We start from the raw sequence: 17,399 nt of genomic DNA on the forward strand, positions 1-17,399 counted from the left end.
GTGCGGTGGAGGCATGTTCGTGTTCGAAAGCCTGTCGGACCGCCTTTAATGGTCGACTCTAGCCAGCACCCGCGTTCAGCACCAGGGCGCTTCAGCCGTGCATCGTGGCTTCGTCGACGACAGGTTCGTAAGTCGTCTCTACCAGCCGCTTCACGTGGACCAAGGTAGCCAGATAGGCGCGTGTCTCGGGGTCGGTGGAGTAGAGGATGGTGCCGCGCATGCCTCGGGTCATCAACACCTTGTAGGTGTTCCGGATCAGCCGGTCCGCCTCGAAGTCGCTGAGCTGCTTTCGACTGCGGAAAGCCGGGTCTTTCGACTCGGTCCGTTGGGTCACCAGCCGGCCGTCGCGGGCAATCAGGTCCGGTCCGATGATCACGCCCGACCATTCGTACTCGAAGCCCTGGGCCGTGTAGACGCACCCCACCTGGCCGAAGCCGTTCGGGTCGGTGGCCCAGAATGCGCTACCCGGCGCGTCACCGACGCTACGGTCGCTCTTCACGTTCCAGGGTCGAGCCCAGCCACCGACCTGCACGTCCGGGACCAGGAAATCGTCTGGTCGCGGGTCGCTCCACGGCCAGCAATAGCCTGCGGACATGCGGGCAGTCTCCCCGACGGCCTGCTTCGCCCGCAGGAACGCCTCCATCTCGTCCGGCGATGCCGCCAGCCGCAGGTCGAACCGACCGTCACCGGTCCATACCGACGGCTCGCCGCCGTCGAGGCCGAGCAGGTCGAGGACCCAGTCCTCGTACGCCTCGCTGCCGCCGCACCGGAATTGGTCGTGCAGCGACACGACCTCCACCTCCAGGTTGAGTTGCTTCGCGTGCGCGGAGATGATGTCGACGCTACCCAGCTCGCCCGGCTTGACCACCTGATGCTCGTCGAGGAGGAACACCGGCACCCGCGCGGCCGCGATCAGCTCATCGATCTGCGGGCGAGCCTTGTCCCGCTTCGCCTTGGGTGTGAAGCGGTTGACCGACGTCTCCCGAATCCGGTGTGCCTCGTCGCAAATCAGCACGTCAAGGCCGTTCCTCTCAGCGGCCATGAAGCTGTTGAAGTAGCCGAACAGGTTCTTCAAGCGAGTCGAGCCCTTGCCGGCGTACCTGCGCAGGGTCTGGGTGAACGAGCGCGAACCGGTGGCGTGCATGACCGAGCGCTGCTGGCGGGCCAACTCCCCGAGCACGGACAGCGCGATCACGCTCTTGCCACTGCCCGGTCCACCGGACACCACCACGACCGACTTGCGGTCCGCGGCGCGCGCCCGCTCCACGGCGTGCAACACCAACTCGTACGCCAAACGCTGCTCGTCAAGCAGCGTAAAGTGCGACCGCACCTTCAGCTCGGCCGCCGCGTACGACAGGAGGTGCTTGCTCGGGCGGACAGAACTGGTGAGGAAGCGGTCTGCGGCAGCCGCCCCCGGAACGGGAGCCAAGTGGGTGCGCAGGTAGTCGAGGAACTGCCCACGGCGCTGCTTGGTGAAGATCCGGCTCTGCTCCGTGGGCCGCCGCACGAAGAGGTCGTTCACATCCCGGTCGACGGCGTTGTGGAGGTACGCGGCGCCGACAATCGGGGTACGACGGTGGGACAGGACGCCGAGGAAGTCCGTCAGGTACTCGCAGTAGTCCCCGACCTGCACACCGGGGTGCAGACGTGGGCCGCGGGCGTGCTCGACCAGCACCAGCCGGTCGGATCCTTCATAGGACTCGGCCCGTGACCACTGCTTCAGCTCCACCACCACGTACGAGTCGTCGGCGGTCCTCGGATGCATGCCCGCGAGCACCACGTCGACCCGCTTGCTCGTCAGCGGTAGCTGGTACTCGGCCAGTACCTCCACCTGACCCAGGCCGGCGTCGGCCAGATCCTGCCCGAGCACCGTGAGACTGCGCTCCCATGACCGGCGTTCGGCCGCACTCACGTTGTGCCCGATGTGGTCCGCGATGCGGTCGGCCAGGCCACCGTCGGTCGTGAGGCGCAGCAGGCCGTCGGCGGAGGTGCGGAACGCAGACAAGACTTGCCCCCGGGCAGCACGAAGTGATCGTGCGCATGGGGGGCCTGTCCGGTTGCGGCCGGAAGCCCGTCGTTACGCGCCTGTACGGGTGGACTGTATCGAAGAGATCATCTCCTCGCACGCTCCGCTACCGCTTCGTCGCGGAGCCTCTCACCTCGTCGACGGGATAGCGGATGGCGACCTCGGCCAGTTTGGTGACGGCTGCCTCCTGAAGCTCGATGCCGAGAACGTCTGCCAGCCGCGTCAGGTAGATCATGACGTCACCGACCTCCGCGCGGACCCGGGCCCCCGCCTCCGGATCGCCCATCACGGCGTTCGCCTGTTCCGGGGTCAGCCACTGGAACTCGGCCACCAGTTCGCCGACCTCGCCGGCAAGGGCCATGACGAGGTTCTTGGGGGTGTGGAACTGTTGCCAGTCCCGTTCCTCGGCGAACTCTCGCACCTGAGCTGTCAGGTCGTCCACCGCGGCAGTCTGCCACGGATGTGCCGGACGCCCTGACGAGGCAGCGGGTCACGGGCTGACGAACGTCGAGCAAGCCGTGCGGGCGGGTGGGCGTGACCACGACGGCGATCTTCGTCGATTGTGCGGGCCAGCGACACGAGCGTGCGCCACGTAGGGTGGGCTTCGGACGTCTCCCCGTAACCGGAGTGCATCTTGAGCCTGAAGTACTACCTCTACCTCTCGCATCTCAAGATCGGGCTCCTGGCCGCGCAGGTCGCCTCGTCCGCGCAGCACGAGACCGAACTCGCCGTGGACCTGAAGGTCGTCCGCTACAGCCGCAAGGCGGTCCTGCCCGAGCGCCACGACCTCGACAAGCTGGAGCGGGTGATTCGGCACCTCCAGGACGCCGACCAGATCGGCGCCGCGGACGAGGAGCGCCCCTACGTCCAGGCCTGCCTGGAGATGCGCTGGCAGGTCTTCCCGACCGCCGGCATCGTGGTCTTCGCGGGAACGCTCGACGACCAGGTCATCGTCCTCGGCGGCTCCGCGTCGCACGTGGTCGGCGGCGGCGACGCCGAGCCGGTCGGGTCGGTCCCGCCGTACCTGTTCCGCAAGCTTCAGGAACTGCGAGCCGACCCGGGCGAGTTCGACCACGAGCGTTTCCACGAGTCGTTGGCGCAGATCGGGGCCGCACTGCCGGGGCCGGCGCAACGCGTCGAGTTCGTCGCGAAGCGGCTGGCCGAGAAGCCGGGCGCGAACGGCACGCTGCTGGGCAGCCCGATCTACGTGGCGCTGGTCGACTAGGGCCTCGGCGTGGACGCGGGGCAGGTCATCCGGTGGCGGCCGGGGGAGACCGTCCTCGACACGTTCCGCATCGAGGAGGTCGTCGAGACCGGCGGTACGGGTTTCGTCTACCGCGCCCATCACCTCGCCTGGGGCGTCGACCTGGCGGTGAAGACGCCGCGCCCCGACCTGGCCTCGGCACCCGGGATCCTCGACCTGCTCGCGCAGGAGGCGCAGGCCTGGACCGAGCTCGACCCGCACCCGAACGTGGTCGGCTGCAACTATGTCCAGCGCGTCGGCGCGTACCCGGTGATCTTCGCGGAATGGGTCGCGGGCGGTGACCTGACCGCGGCGGTCCGGGACGGTCGGTGCCGGGACCTGCCCCGGGCGCTCGACGTGGCGATCCAGATGCTGCGCGGCATCGGGCACGCCCACGCGGCGGGTCTGGTGCACCAGGACGTCAAGCCGTCCAACGTCATGTACGACGGGGAGACGGCGCGGGTCACCGACTTCGGGACGGCCAAGGCGAAGGCGTCCGTCTCGTCGCCCGCGCCGGGTGGCGACGAGACGGCGTACGCGACGCTCGGCGGCTTCACCCCGCAGTACTGCTCGCCGGAACAGGTCGACCCGGAGGGCCGGATCGGCCGGGCCAGCGACATGTGGTCGTGGGCGTTGACGGTGATCGAGGTGCTGCACGGTCGCCGGCTCTGGCGGTGGGGCCACGAGGGCGCGGACGCGCTGGCGGAACTGCGCGACGACCTTCCGCCGGCGCTGCGCGACCTCCTCGCGGGCTGCCTCGACCCCGATCCCCGGTCCCGGGTCGGCGACACCGCGCAGGCGGAAGCCGTCCTCCTGGACGTGTACGCCCACGCCACCGGAAACCCCTACCCGCACCCCGACGGGGTCCCGCCGTCGCTGCGCGCCGACGGCCTGTCCAACAAGGCGCTGTCGCTGTGGGACCTCGGTGAGCAGGACCGGGCGGTCGAGCTGTTCGAGCGGGCGAAGGCGATCGACCCGAACAACGTCCGCGCGGTCTACAACCACGGGCTGATCAGGTGGGGCAACGGCGTCGTCACCGACGAGACCCTGCTGTCGGAGCTGGCCGCCACCGGCGACTCCTGGGAGGCGGACCACCTGGCCGCCATGGTGCACATGGAACGCGGCGACGGTGTCTCCGCCGCGCGCCACCTGGCCGAGGCGGACCGGAAACACCCGGGCTCACCCGAGATCGCGGCCGCGCGCGAACGCTGCGCCCGGCTGGAGCCGAGGGGCACCCTGGAGGTGTTCGGGCGCACGGCCGGCAGGGTCGTGGCGATGGCCTGCGACCACGACGCGACGCACGTGGTGGTGGCCGAGGAGTCGGGCGAGGTGCGGATCTGGGACGCGTTCGCGGGCCGGGTCGTCGCCGAACTCGGCGGCTCCGGCCGGACCCCGGTCGACGTCGCCGTTGACGAGGCCGGCGCCCGGGTCCTCGTCTGCTACCAGGACTCCGTGGTCGAGAGGTGGCGTCTCGCCGACGGAGCCGCCGATCTCGACGGCCGGTGGGAGGGCGGAACCGCCGTCGCGCTCAGCCCCGACGGTGCCTTCGCGGCCGTGGGGACCGCCGACGGTCGCGTGCTCGTGCTCCGCGCCGACACGTGGGAGCCGGTCGCCGACATCCGGCCGCACGAGGGCAGGGTCACCCGCGTCATTCTCGGCCGGGACGCCGAGGTGGTCGTCTCCGCCTCCCTGGGGCGCGCCCACTCCGACGTCGATCACCGGGTGGAGCAGTGGTGGCCGCTGCGGCGTACCCGGATGCGCGGCCTGGAGATGCCTCCCGACGAGCTGGGGCCCGACAACCAGAAGGTCGCCCTGGCCGCGGACGGTTCCACGGTTCTGAGGGCCGCGTTCCGTTCCCTGATGGCGGTCGACATGCGGGTCTGGGACGGACCGCGACGGTGGGAGCTCTCCTGGCTGATGGGATACGACCTGCTCGGCGTGTCGGGCCGGGCGGGCTGGGCCCTGCTCGACCCCGGGACCGGCGACCTCCAGGTGCTCGAACTGGCCAACCGCCGGTGTGTCCGCACCTTCGGCAAGGACTGGGAGCGGGGTACGCGCCGCGACGCCGCCGCGTTCAGCGGCGACTGCGGATACGCCGTCATCGCCGAGTCGGCGGGCTTTCCCCGCGACCAGACCTCGCTGTCCCGGCTGCCCATGCCGCTCAGCGGGCACCTCGCTCCGTGGTCGTACGCGCCGCCTCGCCCGGTCGGTGTCCTCGCCCACGAGGAACGGGCGTTCGAGCAGGTCATGGCACACATCGACACGCTGATCCGGGCGGGGGAGCGCCGGCGCGCCGCCGACGCGATCCGCGAGGCCAGGGCGATTCCGGGCTACCACCGTCATCCTCGACTGCGCCGTGCGTCCCGGGCCGCCGGCCGCGACCTGCGGCGCACCGCGTTGGCCGGCGTCTGGGTGGAGCAGGAACTGTCCGACATCATGCTCACCCGGGGCACCTTCGACGTCAGCGAGGACGGGAGACTGTTCGCCTTCCCCGCCAACGTCGACGAGGTCGAGGTCTTCGACCTGGAGACGCTCGAGAAGGCGGGTTCGGTGGCCCAGCAACGGAACCCCGCCACCACGCTGCGCTTCGCCAGGGGCGGGCGTGACCTGGTCATCGGCTACTCGGACGGGTCGGTCGCCTGCCACGACACCGCGACGTTCGAGCCGCGGTTCCGGGTCGCCGGCGCGTTGCCCCGCGACGAGGGGGAGACGACGCTCGACCTCTCCGGCGACCTGCTGACCGTCGGATTCGGGTACGGCCTGGCGACGGTGTGGTCGCTGGAGGCCGCGGCCTGCGTCGCCACGGTCCGCACCGGGCGCGGCACGATCGACGGTGTCACCGCCGACGAGACGTCCCGCCTGGTCGCTGTGCTCCTGCGAACGGGCGACACGAGCACCGTGGAGGTCCGGTCGATGGACACCGGACAGATGGTGAAGACCTTTTCGCACGTCGACGCGCACACCGAGATCCGGTTCGCCTCCGGTGTGCTGCTGATGGCCGAGATGACCCGCCTGACCGCGTGGCGCCCCGGCGGCCGGCGCCCGCTGTACGACCTCCAGTGGGTCAAGCACAGTTGTGCGGCACGACTGGCCTTCACCGGCGGCCGTCGCCTCGCCGCCATCGCGGGTGAGAAGGGCTTCGTCGTCTGGCACGCCGCGACCGGACACCTGGTGTTCGACGGGCGGGCCGTCGAGGATCCCGACCATCCCGTCTACGGGATCGACAATGTGGCGATCTCCGAAGACGGAGCGTTCGCCGTGGCGGGGGACCCGGGTGAGCAGACCGTCGATGTCTGGGACCTGCGGGCGGGACGGCGGATCCGCACGCTGCACGGTCATCTCGTCTGGGTGAAGACGGTACGTGCCGACGGCTCCTTCAGCACCGTCGTCACCGGCGACTATCAGGGCAACGTCCGTATCTGGGGCCTCGACTGGGACTACGGGGAGTGATCGACAGTGTTCGGAAGGCGCCGCCAGCACGACGATTTGCGAGCGATGTTCCTGGCCAACCGGGATCGGGTCCGGTCCTGGCAGGAGGCGTGGGAGATCCCCGAGGTCGTGTGGACCGACGAGTTCAACGAGGTTCCCTCGCCCTGGATCGTGCTGGAGAAGGACCGGGAGAGCTGGCTCAGGATCCACGCGCCCGTGATGGACACCTACCACTGGATGTTCCTCGGGCGTCCGTTGACTCCTGGAGTCCGGGAGGTCCGGGTCCGGTGGCAGTTCGGGGCGGGGCACCGGTTCGAGGAACTGGACCTGACGATCGTGAGCGTGTGTGACCCGGCGTACCTGGCCGAGAAACTGACCCTGGCTGTTCACCAGGCCGGGTTGAGGGGCTGGCGGGACGAGGACGCGCAGCCGGTCTACCAGTGGCTCGTCGAGGGCGTCGGCATGACGCCCCTCGGCAACGCCGTACGGGGCAACAAGCGGTCGGGATTCGTCCTGATGAGGTTCAGCCGTTTCCCTGACACCGACGGCAACGTGATCGTGCAACTGACCGCGGTCGAGACCGACCGCGCCCTGGACGGCTCACCGCTCGACGCCGACGGGGTCTCCATCCCCGAGCGGTAGACATGGCGCACCTCCTGCCCGAGCGGTACGACAACCAAGATCGGCCGGGGGAGCCGCCGCCCAGCGGCCGACCGCTAGGCTGGGCGCTTCCCGGCCTCGCCACCTGGAGTAACGCCCATGTCCGACAGCGTCTTCGCGCAGTTCACCGCCGACGACGACCAGCTCGCCGTCGCGTTGCTCGTCCAGCCGGCGATCAACGCCGCCCTGGTGCACAACCGGGTGCCGCTGGTCCGGCACCTCACGCTGACCAACCGTGGCGCCGAGCCGCTGACGGACGTGACGGTGACGCTGGACCTGGTCGGCCCCGACGGCGCTCTGACCGAGCCGTGGACGCGTACCCTCGGCGGGCCGCTGCGGCCGGGGGCGAGCACCGGCTGGGACGACTTCCGGGACGTCACCCCCGACCGCGCGCTGCTCCATCGCACGGACGAGGCGTTCCCGGTCGACTACCGCCTGACCGTCGAGGCGAACGGCACACCGCTGAGCCTCAACGCCCCGTCGCGGGTGCTCGCGCACAACGAGTGGTTCAACAGCCCGGCCCTTTACGACAGCCTGGCCGCATTCGTGCAGCCGAACACCCGGGCGGTGGAGGCGGTGCTGCGGTCGGCGGCGCGGCTCCTGCTGGCGCGTACCGGCTCCGGGTCGTTGCAGGGCTACCAGGACGGCGCGGAGCGGGCGGCGCTCATCGCCGGCGCGGTCTACGAGGCGCTGCGCGGTCTCGACATCCACTACCAGACGCTGCCGGCGTCGTTCGAGAACAGCGGTCAGAAGGTCCGGACGACGGCGGCGGTGCTGGACGGGCGGCTCGGCAACTGCCTCGACCTGTCGGTGACCTACGCCGCCTGCCTGGAGGCGGCCGGCCTGCACCCGCTCGTCTTCATCGCGACGGGACACGCGTTCGGCGGCTTCCTGCTGGAGGAGGAGCGGCTCAGCGCCGCCTCGGTCACCGAGACGAACCTGTTGATCTCGATGGTGGACTCCGGCCGTTCCGTGCCGGTCGAGCTGACCCGCATCGGGCCCGGCGCGCAGACCGCGACGTTCACCGAGGCGGTGCGGGTCGGGCTCGGCCACTTCCGCGGTGAGGGTCACCGGTTACAGGGCGTGGTCGACGTCCACCTGGCTCACCGCTCGGGCATCCGGTCGCTGCCGTCGACCGACGAGGTGGTCGCGCCGGTCGACGCCGCTCCGGCGACCGACCCGACCGCCGAGGCGTCGCTGGACCTGCCGGCCGGGGTGGCCGCCGCCAAGCTGCGCCAACTCGCCGACGACGGCGAGGAGGTGCCTCAGCCCTCCGACGGCTCACCGGCGCGGGTCCAGCAGTGGCGCAAGTCCCTGCTCGACCTGAGCCTGCGCAACCCGCTGCTCAACCTGCCCAAGCGGGGCCGTGGCCTGGACCTGCACGTGCCGGCCGGCGCCCTGGCCCTGCTCGACGACCTCATCCACGACGGCCGCCAGGTGCAGGTCATCCCGCAGGACGACATCAGCCACGTCCACGAGCTGGCCGGCGCCCGCCGGGCGCAGGACCTGGACGCCGACATCCTCACCCGGGAACTTCGCACCGACCGGCGGGTCTACGGCGCGGTCACCGAGGCGCGCTACAAGACCGCCATGCGGGCGATCCAGCGCGAGGCGCGCACCATGGAGCAGGAGACCGGCAGCAACTACCTCTACCTGACCATCGGCACGCTCGTGCACCCCCGGGCGACCGGGGGAGAGGCGTACGCCCCGCTGTTCCTGCTGCCGGTGCGCATCGAGGGCGGCACCGGCCGCCGCCCGTACGCGATGGTCATCGACGGCGCGGAGGTGGCCAGCCCGAACCACTGCCTGGTCGAGTGGCTGCGGGTCAAGCACGGCGTGCGGATCCCGGAGCTGGAACAGCCGGTCCGCGACGAGCACGGGATCGACGTGGCGAAGACCCTCGCGGCGATCAACGCCGGGCTGGTCGACAACCGGCTGAACTACCGCATCGACGAGACGGCCAGTCTGCGGCTGCTGCAGTTCTCCACCTTCCAGATGTGGCGGGACCTCGGCGACCACTGGCCCCGGTTCCTGGAGAACCCGGTCGTCCGGCACCTGGTCGAGTCCTCCGGGGCGACGTTCGACGACCCGGCGCGGCCGGAGGACCACGGTGCGGAAGCCGTCGACGAGGCGGACCTGCACCTGCCCATCCCCGCCGACGGCTCACAGATGCAGGCCATCGTGATGGCCGAGCGCGGCCAGTCCTTCGTGCTCGAAGGGCCGCCCGGCACCGGCAAGTCGCAGACCATCACCAACATGATCGCCCGAGCGGTCGCGGCCGGCCGGTCCGTGCTGTTCGTCGCCGAGAAGCAGGCGGCGTTGGAGGTCGTCAAGCGGCGGCTGCGGCAGGTCGGCCTCGGGCCGTTCGCGCTCGACCTGCACGGGCGCAAGCAGTCCCTCAACGCGATCCGCCAGCAGCTGCGCGACGCCCTGGACCAGTACGACGCGGGTGACGGCGGCACCTGGACCGCCGTCGAGACCGCCTACCGGACGCGGCTCGCGCCGCTGGCCGAGTATCCGGCGCAGGTCCACGCCGCCAACCCCGTCGGCGTGTCGCTCTGGTCGGCGTACGAGCAGGTGCTCGCGTACGGGGACGGGCCGGTCGCCCCGATTCCGGTGAGCTACCTGCACGCGCCCGACGAGACGCGGGCGCACGTGGAGCGGACCCTGCGGGAGTTCCCGGCCGCCGCCCGCTCGGCGCGGATCCGCCCCGAGCACCCCTGGTCCCTCAGCGGATGTCGCACCCTCGACGGGCTGCACGCCGCGGCCCTCACCGAGATCGCCGCCGATCTGGAACGCGTCCGCGCCGACCTCGCCGCCTGCCCCGAGCTGCTCGCGCTGCTGCGGACGCTGCCCACCCCGGAGGCGGTCGGCGAGCTGCTGGCCGGAGCCTGGCTCGCCGTACGCGGGATGGTGCCGGACCGGGAGACCACCGCACGGGCCGGCGACCGGCGCTGGGACGAGGCAGTGGCCCGGTTCCAGGCCGAGGTGGCCGGTTTCCACCAGGGTTTCGCCGGCGAGCTGGCCACCTTCCGACCGGACGTGTACGCGCGCCCGGAGCTGGCGGGGTGGCACGCCGAGGCGCAGGAGGCGGCGAAGAAGGTCTTCGGTAAGCGCAAACGGCGGCAGGCCGTCGTCGACCGGTTGGCCGTGAACCTGGTCGCCGGCGCGACGCTCGACGCCGAGCAGGTCGAGGTGACCACCGGGCGGCTGGTCGCCGCGCAGGCGCAGGCTGCGGCCCTGCACCGGCAGGCGGTCGCGCTGGGTGGCCTGCACCTGCCCGGGTGGCTGCCCACCGACCCGGACGCGCCGCGTCGGCTCGCCGAGTCGATCGAGGCGACCCGCGTCGGCCGTGCGCTGCTGGCCCGCCATCCGCAGGCGTGGGAGCTGTTCCGGCGCGGTGTCACCGACGCCGACGCCGCCCTGCTCGACCGGGTCGCCGCCCGCTGGCGGGCCTGGCGCGGAGTGGTGCGGTCCGGGGAGCCGGAACTGGCCCTCTGGGCCGCCGGCGCGCACTGGGCCGACGCCTGGCAGCGGGACGGCGCGACCTGGCTGCACGATCTGCGGACCGAGGAGTTGTTCCCGCTGCGCCGGTGGGCCACCGTGCTCGGCCACGCCGACGTGCTCGCCTCCGCCGGCCTTACCGACTACCGCGACCGACTGCTGCGCGCCGAGGTGGCCGGGCAGTTCGCCGAGGAGGCGTACCGGCGGGGCGTCGCCGCCGCCTCCCTCGCCGAACGGGTGCGGGCCGGCGGCCTGCAGTACTTCGACCCGGAGCTGCACGACGACGAGATCACCCAGTTCGAGACCGCCGCCGGCGAGCTGCGTTCGGCACTGCCCGAGCGCCTACCGTCGGTGCTGGTCGCCCGCCGCCCCTTCAGCCCGACCGACCGACGTGGACGCTTCGCCGACTTCGCCGACTTCGCTGCCGAGCTGCGCCGCAAGCGCGGCGGCCGGTCCTTCCGGGAGTTGTTCGAGCTGTACCCGGACGTCGTCCTGGCGTTGACGCCGTGCGTGCTGGTCAGCCCCGCCTCGGCGGCGAACTTCCTGGCCCCGGGGAGCCAGCGGTTCGATCTCGTCGTCTTCGACGAGGCGTCGCAGATCCGCGTCGCCGAGGCCGTCGGCGCGATGGGACGCGGCCGCGCCGCGGTGATCGTCGGCGACTCCCGGCAGATGCCGCCGAGCAGCATCATGCAGGCCAGCCACACCGTCGACGAGGTCCCCGACGGCGAGGCGCCGGTGCTGGAGGACCTGGAGAGCATCCTCAGCGAAGCCGTCGAGTGCGGGCTGCCGCAGCGGTGGCTGTCCTGGCACTACCGCAGCCACGACGAGTCGCTGATCGCGTTCTCCAACCGCTACTACTACGACAACAAGCTCTCCAGCCTCCCGTCACCCGGCGCCAGCAGCTCCGCCGGCATCACCTGGCGGCGGGTCGACGGCCGGTACGACCGCGGCGGGACCCGAACCAACGAGGTCGAGGCGCGGGCCGTCCTGGCCGACATCACCCGGCGCCTGCACGACCCGGCCACCGCCGGGCAGTCGATCGGCGTGGTCACCTTCAACATCCAGCAGCGGGATCTCATCCTCAACCTGCTGGAGGACAGCGGCGACCCGATCGTCCGGGAACACCTCTCCGGCGCCGTCGCCGAGCCGATCTTCGTGAAGAACCTGGAGAACGTGCAGGGTGACGAGCGGGACGTCGTGCTGTTCTCGCTGGCCTTCTCCACCAACCCGGAAACCGGACAGCTCCCGCTGAACTTCGGCCCGCTCAGCCAGGTCGGCGGCGAGCGCCGGCTCAACGTCGCGATCACCCGCGCCCGCCGGCAGGTCGTGCTCTACTCCTCGTTCGACCCGTCCGACATCGACCTGTCCCGCACCTCCGCGGTCGGCACCCAGCACCTGCGGGCGTACTGCGAGATGGCGGCGGCCGGCCCCGACCGGCTGGGTGACCTGGCCACCGACCGGGCCGAGCGACGCAATCGCATCCGCGACGAGGTCGCCGACGCGCTGCGCGAACGCGGTCACGAGGTGCGCACCGCGCACGGCCTGTCCGACTTCACTGTGGACATCGCCGTACGCCGACCCGGATCGCCGCGGTGGCAGGTGGCGGTCATGCTGGACGGCCCCGAGTGGAGCGCGCGACCCACGGTGGCCGACCGGGACTCGGCGCCGGCGCTGCTGCGGCAGATCATGGGCTGGCCGGAGGTGGTCCGGTTCTGGCTGCCGGCGTGGCTCCGCGACCGGGATAGCCTGCTCGACCGGGTCGACGAGGCCGTCTCCCGCGCCGACGAGCCCGAGCCCCTACCGGCTCCCGACGAGGCCGAGGTGCCGGCGCCGCGCCTGCCCGCCGCGTCGGAGTCGGGCGTGACGGAGGACCGCGAGCCGGTCACGGACGTCGCGCCTGCGCCGGTGACGAGTCTCGTGACCGCGCCGGCCGGCGCCGCCACGACCGCGCCGCCGGTGGCTGCCGGCACCGTCGAGGTCCGGCCCTTCGTCCCGTACGCCCCGACGCCGCTCGGCGACCAGGGCGACCTCGACCTGCTCACCAGCGACCAACGGGTACGCGGGCTGGTCCGCGAGGCGTTGCGGGAGATCATCGCGGTCGAGGGGCCGGTCGAACAGCATCGCCTCGCCCGCCTGGCGCTGGCGCGGTTCGGCTTTCTGCGTACCCGGGAGGACCGGCGGCTCGCCGTGCTCGCGCTCGTTGACGCCCGCCGCTGGTACGACCATCCGACGGTCGGACGCTACGCGTGGCCCGAGGGGACGGATCCGCGCAGCTGGCAGGCGTACCGGGTCACCCAGCTCAGCAACGACCGCGCGTTCGAGGAGGTGCCGCCCGAGGAGGTGGCGAACGCGTTCGTCGACGTGCTGCAGGGTGTGCCGAGCCTCGACGAGGAACGGCTGCTGCGCGCCGGCCTGGAGCGCCTCGGCTACCGGCGGCGCACCGAGAAGATCGACCGCCTGCTGCGGTACGGCCTGCACGTGGCGGTGACCAGCGGCCGGGTCCGGTTCGACGCGGAGCGGCGCCTCACGCTGAGCTGACGCATCTTCGCCGTCGAACGGACGATGATCGCTTCGCCCAGCAGGTCAACGGCGGTGACTGTTCAGCGTCCCTCTTCGCGCTCTTGATCGCGGAAGTCCACGGAGTCCGCATCGACGAGATCGAACGTCGCCGAACAATCGTCATGGGGATCATGCTCGGCGGATCCGGCTCCGCCCCATCAGCAAGGTCGCCGAGCGCACCGGGCAGCACTGGGGACGTCAGGTGGTCGCGAAGGTGCCCAGCGAGACATTGAAGCAGATCAACAAGGTCCTGGGGAAGCACTTCGTCACCAAGTACGGGACCAAGCAGGGAATCATCGTCCTCGGCCGCGTGGCGCCGTTCGGTATCGGTGCGTTGATCGGTGGCGGCGCGAACGCCGCTCTCGCCACGCTGGCTGTGCGTGCCGGCCGCCGCGCGTTCGGTTCACCCCCGCCCACCTGGCCATGACCGAGGGGTAGCTCCCGCGTCGCCATCCACCCGGTCCCGGCCAGTGCGTGGCTAACTGGCGAAGAGCATTCGTTGCGGGAAGTCCCGCGCTCCCGCCAGAAGTTGACGACCTTGGCAGTGATGGCGCTGGCGGCGGCATCGAAGGCACCATCCTCGACACGCGCCTCCGATGTTCGTGGATCGATGACCAGAGTGCGGTCGAACCTGTCCCCGAACCCGAACTCGTAGCGCACCTCGTCCCCCCGGGGCTTCGACCCGCCGGGCGATCACCATCATGCCCATGTCGTTACCGTCCGGGGCTCAGGTGATCCCGGTACCGAGGGAAGGGCATGTCGTCCTCCGGGAGGCCGGGTCAGTGCTGCTGTCAGAGGTCGGCAGCCCCGGCCTGTCGGATCTTGTCCGGGGTGAGAGCCAGGCTGCTCAGCATCCGGCCGTCCTCGTCGATGAACTCCACCTCATAGGCGAACTCGGGCCGGTGGAACATGTGCACGATGGTACCGACCGCCCCGGCGGGCAGGTTCTCCTCCGGAACGGCGGCCCTGAGTTCGACCAGGTCCTGCAGCTCCGCGCGTGTCCTCACTTCGTCGGAACGAGAATGGTGATGATCAGCGAAGGGCGGTCACGCCGGCCTCCACTACGTCACCAGACGATAGTTCGGGATGTCTCGACCGCGTTCCTCGTCGGGTGCGTCGATCGGCCGTGCTGCCACACCGGCGGGAACTGGCGCACGGGACACGTGGATGCCCTCGAGACAGGTGTCGCACCAGAATGAGACGTAGCCATATCCGGCGGCCGGGGGGCCCGTGAACACCATACGTAGAGTGCGGTGGTCGCAGTTGCGGCAGGGTGGATCGAACGTCGCAGGTAGGGCGCGGTAGAAGACGTTATAGGCGTCGAGCCAGTCGTCAAAGGCAGCCATCAAACCCATCTCCGGCCTGACCGGACCCTTTCGTGCTCCAGTGTGTGCGCTAGTCCTCCTCGCTTCGGCACCGATCCGCCGGTGATCCCGGGCCGAACCCCCGCCGGGCATCCAGTGTAGTGAGCGGACTTCAGGCCTTCAGGTGGGCCAGATAGCCTTGCCAGGCAGGGCTGTCGACCGCATCGGGCGAGGTGCCCGGCGGAAACCAGGTGAGCCCCAGGTTGGGATCCCAAGCAGCAACCAGAGAGTCGAGACCTCCGACCAACGCCGCTGGCCACAGTCGTGCGGCGGAGAGTTGCTCGAAGACCTTGCGGGCCTCGGTTAGTTGGATGTCACGGTTCCTGCCGGTGTATCCGAAGTCCCACATGATTTCGTAGGCATCCAGGAGGGACTGTTCCTCAGGCACATCGGATGGATAGGCGAGGTAGTTGAGGGCGACCTCACCGCCGACTTCCCGACTCGGATCGCATTGGGCGGGACGGCTGAGATAGATCGCATTTTCGGGCCCGACTGAGGTCTTCATGCCGACGGTTGAGGCGATCCGGTCAGCGACCCTGCCAAGTGGGTCCTGCGTATGGATGAATATGTGTTCCAAGGTAGACATGTGAGCACCGTGATCATTCAGGAAGTGTAAGTATTCGATTGTCGCCCAGAACGATGCGAACCTGACCAGGCAGGGCGCTGCCGTGTTGGTGATGCTGCCCAAGCGCTCGGGCAAAGCCCCGCCGCGCATCCTCCTCACTCAGACCCACCGCGCGGCCGTCGATGACCAGGTCGCCGCCTCCGGTCTGAGCCACCTGCTTGCCTGCTGTCAAGATGTTACGGCGAACCGATTCGCTACTGGAGACTTCGAGCGTCTTGAACTCGGTGACGACCCCAGGATCACCCGGCCCGGACCGCACCATTGCGTCTGGATTCTTGAGCTTGTATACACCGTCGTTTCGCTCTCTGGGGTGAACCATGTCGCCCTCGTCGCCGAGGCGGTCGGCGATGGCGCGCTCCTTCTCTTCGAACAGGCCGCGAGGGTCGTCCACTCCCGGACGGAAGTCAACCCCGAGCGGCCCGTGCTGCTTGCCCGGGTCGAAATCGAGAGATCGAGGCCTAGAATCGCCATCACGGGGGTCGGACGGGCCATTCCCCGAACCTTCCGGCGGGCGGCGGGGGATGAGCCGTCCGAGCGCCTCCTTCAGCTTCTCGATCAGGTCGCCGAGTCGTCGCACCTCCGGCATCAACCGCCGCAGGCTCGCCAACAACCCTCGCACCAGCCGCGCGATCCGCGCCGCCCACGACGCCACCGTGGTGGTCACCTGCTCCACCACCAGTGGCGTCGCGAGCCCGGCCGTGGCGACCAGTTCCGTCGCGTACACGATCAGGCGGGACACGCAGGCGGCGATGGCGTCGCGGACCAGCAGTCGCACGGCCGCGACCAGGCCGGCGGCACCCTCGGTGATCGCGGCCATGGCCTCGGCGCCCTGCGCCAGCCCGGTGATCGCCTGTTGCTGCTCGCCGGCCCAGCGGCGGTAGCCGGTGGCGGCGGTCCCGGTCCAGCCGGCGACCTCGGTGCGGACGGCATGAGCCAGCTCGGCGGCGTCCTCGCCCAGTGACGCGGCGACGTTGCGCCAGGTCTGGGCGTGCGCGGTGATCTCGGCCGGGTCGCCGGCGAGCCAGTCCAGGGCCTCGCTGAGCGGCCGGACGTGCTCGATCAGCCAGGCGATGCCGTACTGGAGAAGCGCTCCGGCGGGGTCGGACACCAACGCGAGCGCGTCCAGGCCGGCGCTGACCACGCCGAGGCTGCCGTCGATCCAGCTGCCGCTACGGACGCCTTGGGCGATGAGTTCGATGTCCTCGCAGATCCACACGCCGGCCCAGGCGCTGGGGCCGGTGTCCGTCGCGGTGGCGACCAGTGGGTTGGTCGTCACCGCGAGGGCCGCACCTGGTCCAGCAGGTGCGCGGCGTGGGCGTCGGAGGCGCGGTAGCGTTCGGCGCCGGCGCGGACCTTGTCGGCGGTGTCGCGCACCGAGGCGGCCGCGGTGCCGATGCCGTCGGTCAGGGTGCGCTGGAGGCCGTCGAGCAGGAGCGGAATGATCACGCAGAGCTGCCCGTACGCGTCGGCGCTCAACCGGACCTGCTGCCCGGCGCCGCGCGCGGTGTCAACGCGGTCGGCACAGCGGTGCAGGTGGGCGGCGTGGGCGGTCAGGTCGTCCGGGTCGACCTGGAGGCCCTCACCGCCCGGCATCCGGCGGGCCCTGGTCGGGGTCGAGCCGCCGCCGGTGGCTCTCGACGATCGCGCGTGCGGCCGGGTCGTCGCCGAGGGCCTGTGTGGTCGCCTTGGTGAGCTGCCGCAGCAGGTCGACGCGGGCCGCCCGGGTTGTCGCCAGGATCTGTCGGGCGGTGTGGGCGGCGGAGTGCTGCCGGGTGCGCTCGTCCAGCCGGAGGTCGGCCAGCGCACCGGTCTGGTCGACGGTGACCTCTATCAGGCCGTCGGCGCTGCGGGCGGTGCCGGTCAGCGCCTGAGTGCGGGCGGACAGGTCACGGGCGCGCGCGGCCCGGTCGGCGAGGGACGACTCCCACTCGTCGAGCCGACGCGTCGCCGCGTCCAGCGCGGCCTCGTCCGCCCACATGGCCACCCTCC

Annotated in this window: 13 protein-coding genes; 5 read left to right on the forward strand and 8 right to left on the reverse strand. The window is 70.9% G+C overall.

What is annotated here, in order from left to right; translation table 11 throughout:
- Nucleotides 1–91 precede the first annotated feature (91 nt).
- Nucleotides 92–2,005 (reverse strand): DUF2075 domain-containing protein, encoded by a 1,914-nt coding sequence (locus tag O7600_RS03185; RefSeq protein WP_281592201.1) that lies wholly within the window; start codon nt 2,003–2,005, stop codon nt 92–94.
- Between the two features lie 127 nt (nt 2,006–2,132).
- Entirely contained in the window at nt 2,133–2,468 is a 336-nt protein-coding gene (locus O7600_RS03190) for a nucleotide pyrophosphohydrolase (RefSeq protein WP_281592202.1), read from the reverse strand.
- Between the two features lie 192 nt (nt 2,469–2,660).
- On the opposite strand from O7600_RS03190, the gene O7600_RS03195 reads away from it, so the two are divergent.
- The 5 genes from O7600_RS03195 (at nt 2,661) to O7600_RS03215 (ending at nt 13,848) form a co-directional block, all read left to right on the forward strand.
- Nucleotides 2,661–3,251, forward strand: a complete 591-nt coding sequence (locus O7600_RS03195; RefSeq protein WP_281592203.1) for an SAVMC3_10250 family protein — start codon at nt 2,661–2,663, stop codon at nt 3,249–3,251.
- A gap of 9 nt (nt 3,252–3,260) precedes the next feature.
- A complete protein-coding gene (locus O7600_RS03200) occupies nt 3,261–6,719 on the forward strand; it encodes a protein kinase (protein ID WP_281592204.1) in 3,459 nt (1,152 codons plus the stop codon).
- 45 nt (nt 6,720–6,764) lie between these two features.
- Nucleotides 6,765–7,340, forward strand: coding sequence for a hypothetical protein (locus O7600_RS03205; protein WP_281592205.1), 576 nt, complete (start codon nt 6,765–6,767; stop codon nt 7,338–7,340).
- A gap of 117 nt (nt 7,341–7,457) precedes the next feature.
- Nucleotides 7,458–13,400, forward strand: coding sequence for a DUF4011 domain-containing protein (locus O7600_RS03210; protein ID WP_281592206.1), 5,943 nt, complete (start codon nt 7,458–7,460; stop codon nt 13,398–13,400).
- Nucleotides 13,401–13,623: 223 nt separating this feature from the next.
- The gene (locus tag O7600_RS03215) at nt 13,624–13,848 is read left to right on the forward strand and encodes a hypothetical protein (RefSeq protein WP_281592207.1); all 225 of its coding nucleotides are present in this window, start codon (nt 13,624–13,626) and stop codon (nt 13,846–13,848) included.
- A gap of 364 nt (nt 13,849–14,212) precedes the next feature.
- Here the strand turns inward: O7600_RS03215 and O7600_RS03220 are convergent, their stop codons facing one another.
- From O7600_RS03220 to O7600_RS03245, 6 genes are all read right to left on the reverse strand, one after another.
- Entirely contained in the window at nt 14,213–14,428 is a 216-nt protein-coding gene (locus O7600_RS03220) for a DUF4926 domain-containing protein (RefSeq protein ID WP_281592208.1), read from the reverse strand.
- Nucleotides 14,429–14,482: 54 nt separating this feature from the next.
- Entirely contained in the window at nt 14,483–14,767 is a 285-nt protein-coding gene (locus tag O7600_RS03225) for a hypothetical protein (RefSeq protein ID WP_281592209.1), read from the reverse strand.
- A 130-nt stretch (nt 14,768–14,897) separates the two neighbouring features.
- Complete coding sequence (locus tag O7600_RS03230) at nt 14,898–15,371, reverse strand: hypothetical protein (protein ID WP_281592210.1); 474 nt, start codon at nt 15,369–15,371, stop codon at nt 14,898–14,900.
- 13 nt (nt 15,372–15,384) lie between these two features.
- Entirely contained in the window at nt 15,385–16,686 is a 1,302-nt protein-coding gene (locus tag O7600_RS03235; RefSeq protein ID WP_281592211.1) for a hypothetical protein, read from the reverse strand.
- Nucleotides 16,683–17,003, reverse strand: a complete 321-nt coding sequence (locus O7600_RS03240) for a type VII secretion target (RefSeq protein WP_281592213.1) — start codon at nt 17,001–17,003, stop codon at nt 16,683–16,685. The genes O7600_RS03235 and O7600_RS03240 overlap by 4 nt, the downstream gene beginning before the upstream one ends.
- On the reverse strand, nt 16,990–17,388 hold the full coding sequence (locus tag O7600_RS03245) for a YbaB/EbfC family DNA-binding protein (RefSeq protein WP_281592214.1): 399 nt from the start codon (nt 17,386–17,388) through the stop codon (nt 16,990–16,992). The genes O7600_RS03240 and O7600_RS03245 overlap by 14 nt, the downstream gene beginning before the upstream one ends.
- Between the last annotated feature and the right edge of the window lie 11 nt (nt 17,389–17,399).

Origin of the sequence: Micromonospora sp. WMMA1998 (assembly GCF_027497375.1) — a bacterium.
Classification (GTDB): Bacteria; Actinomycetota; Actinomycetes; order Mycobacteriales; family Micromonosporaceae; genus Micromonospora; species Micromonospora sediminicola.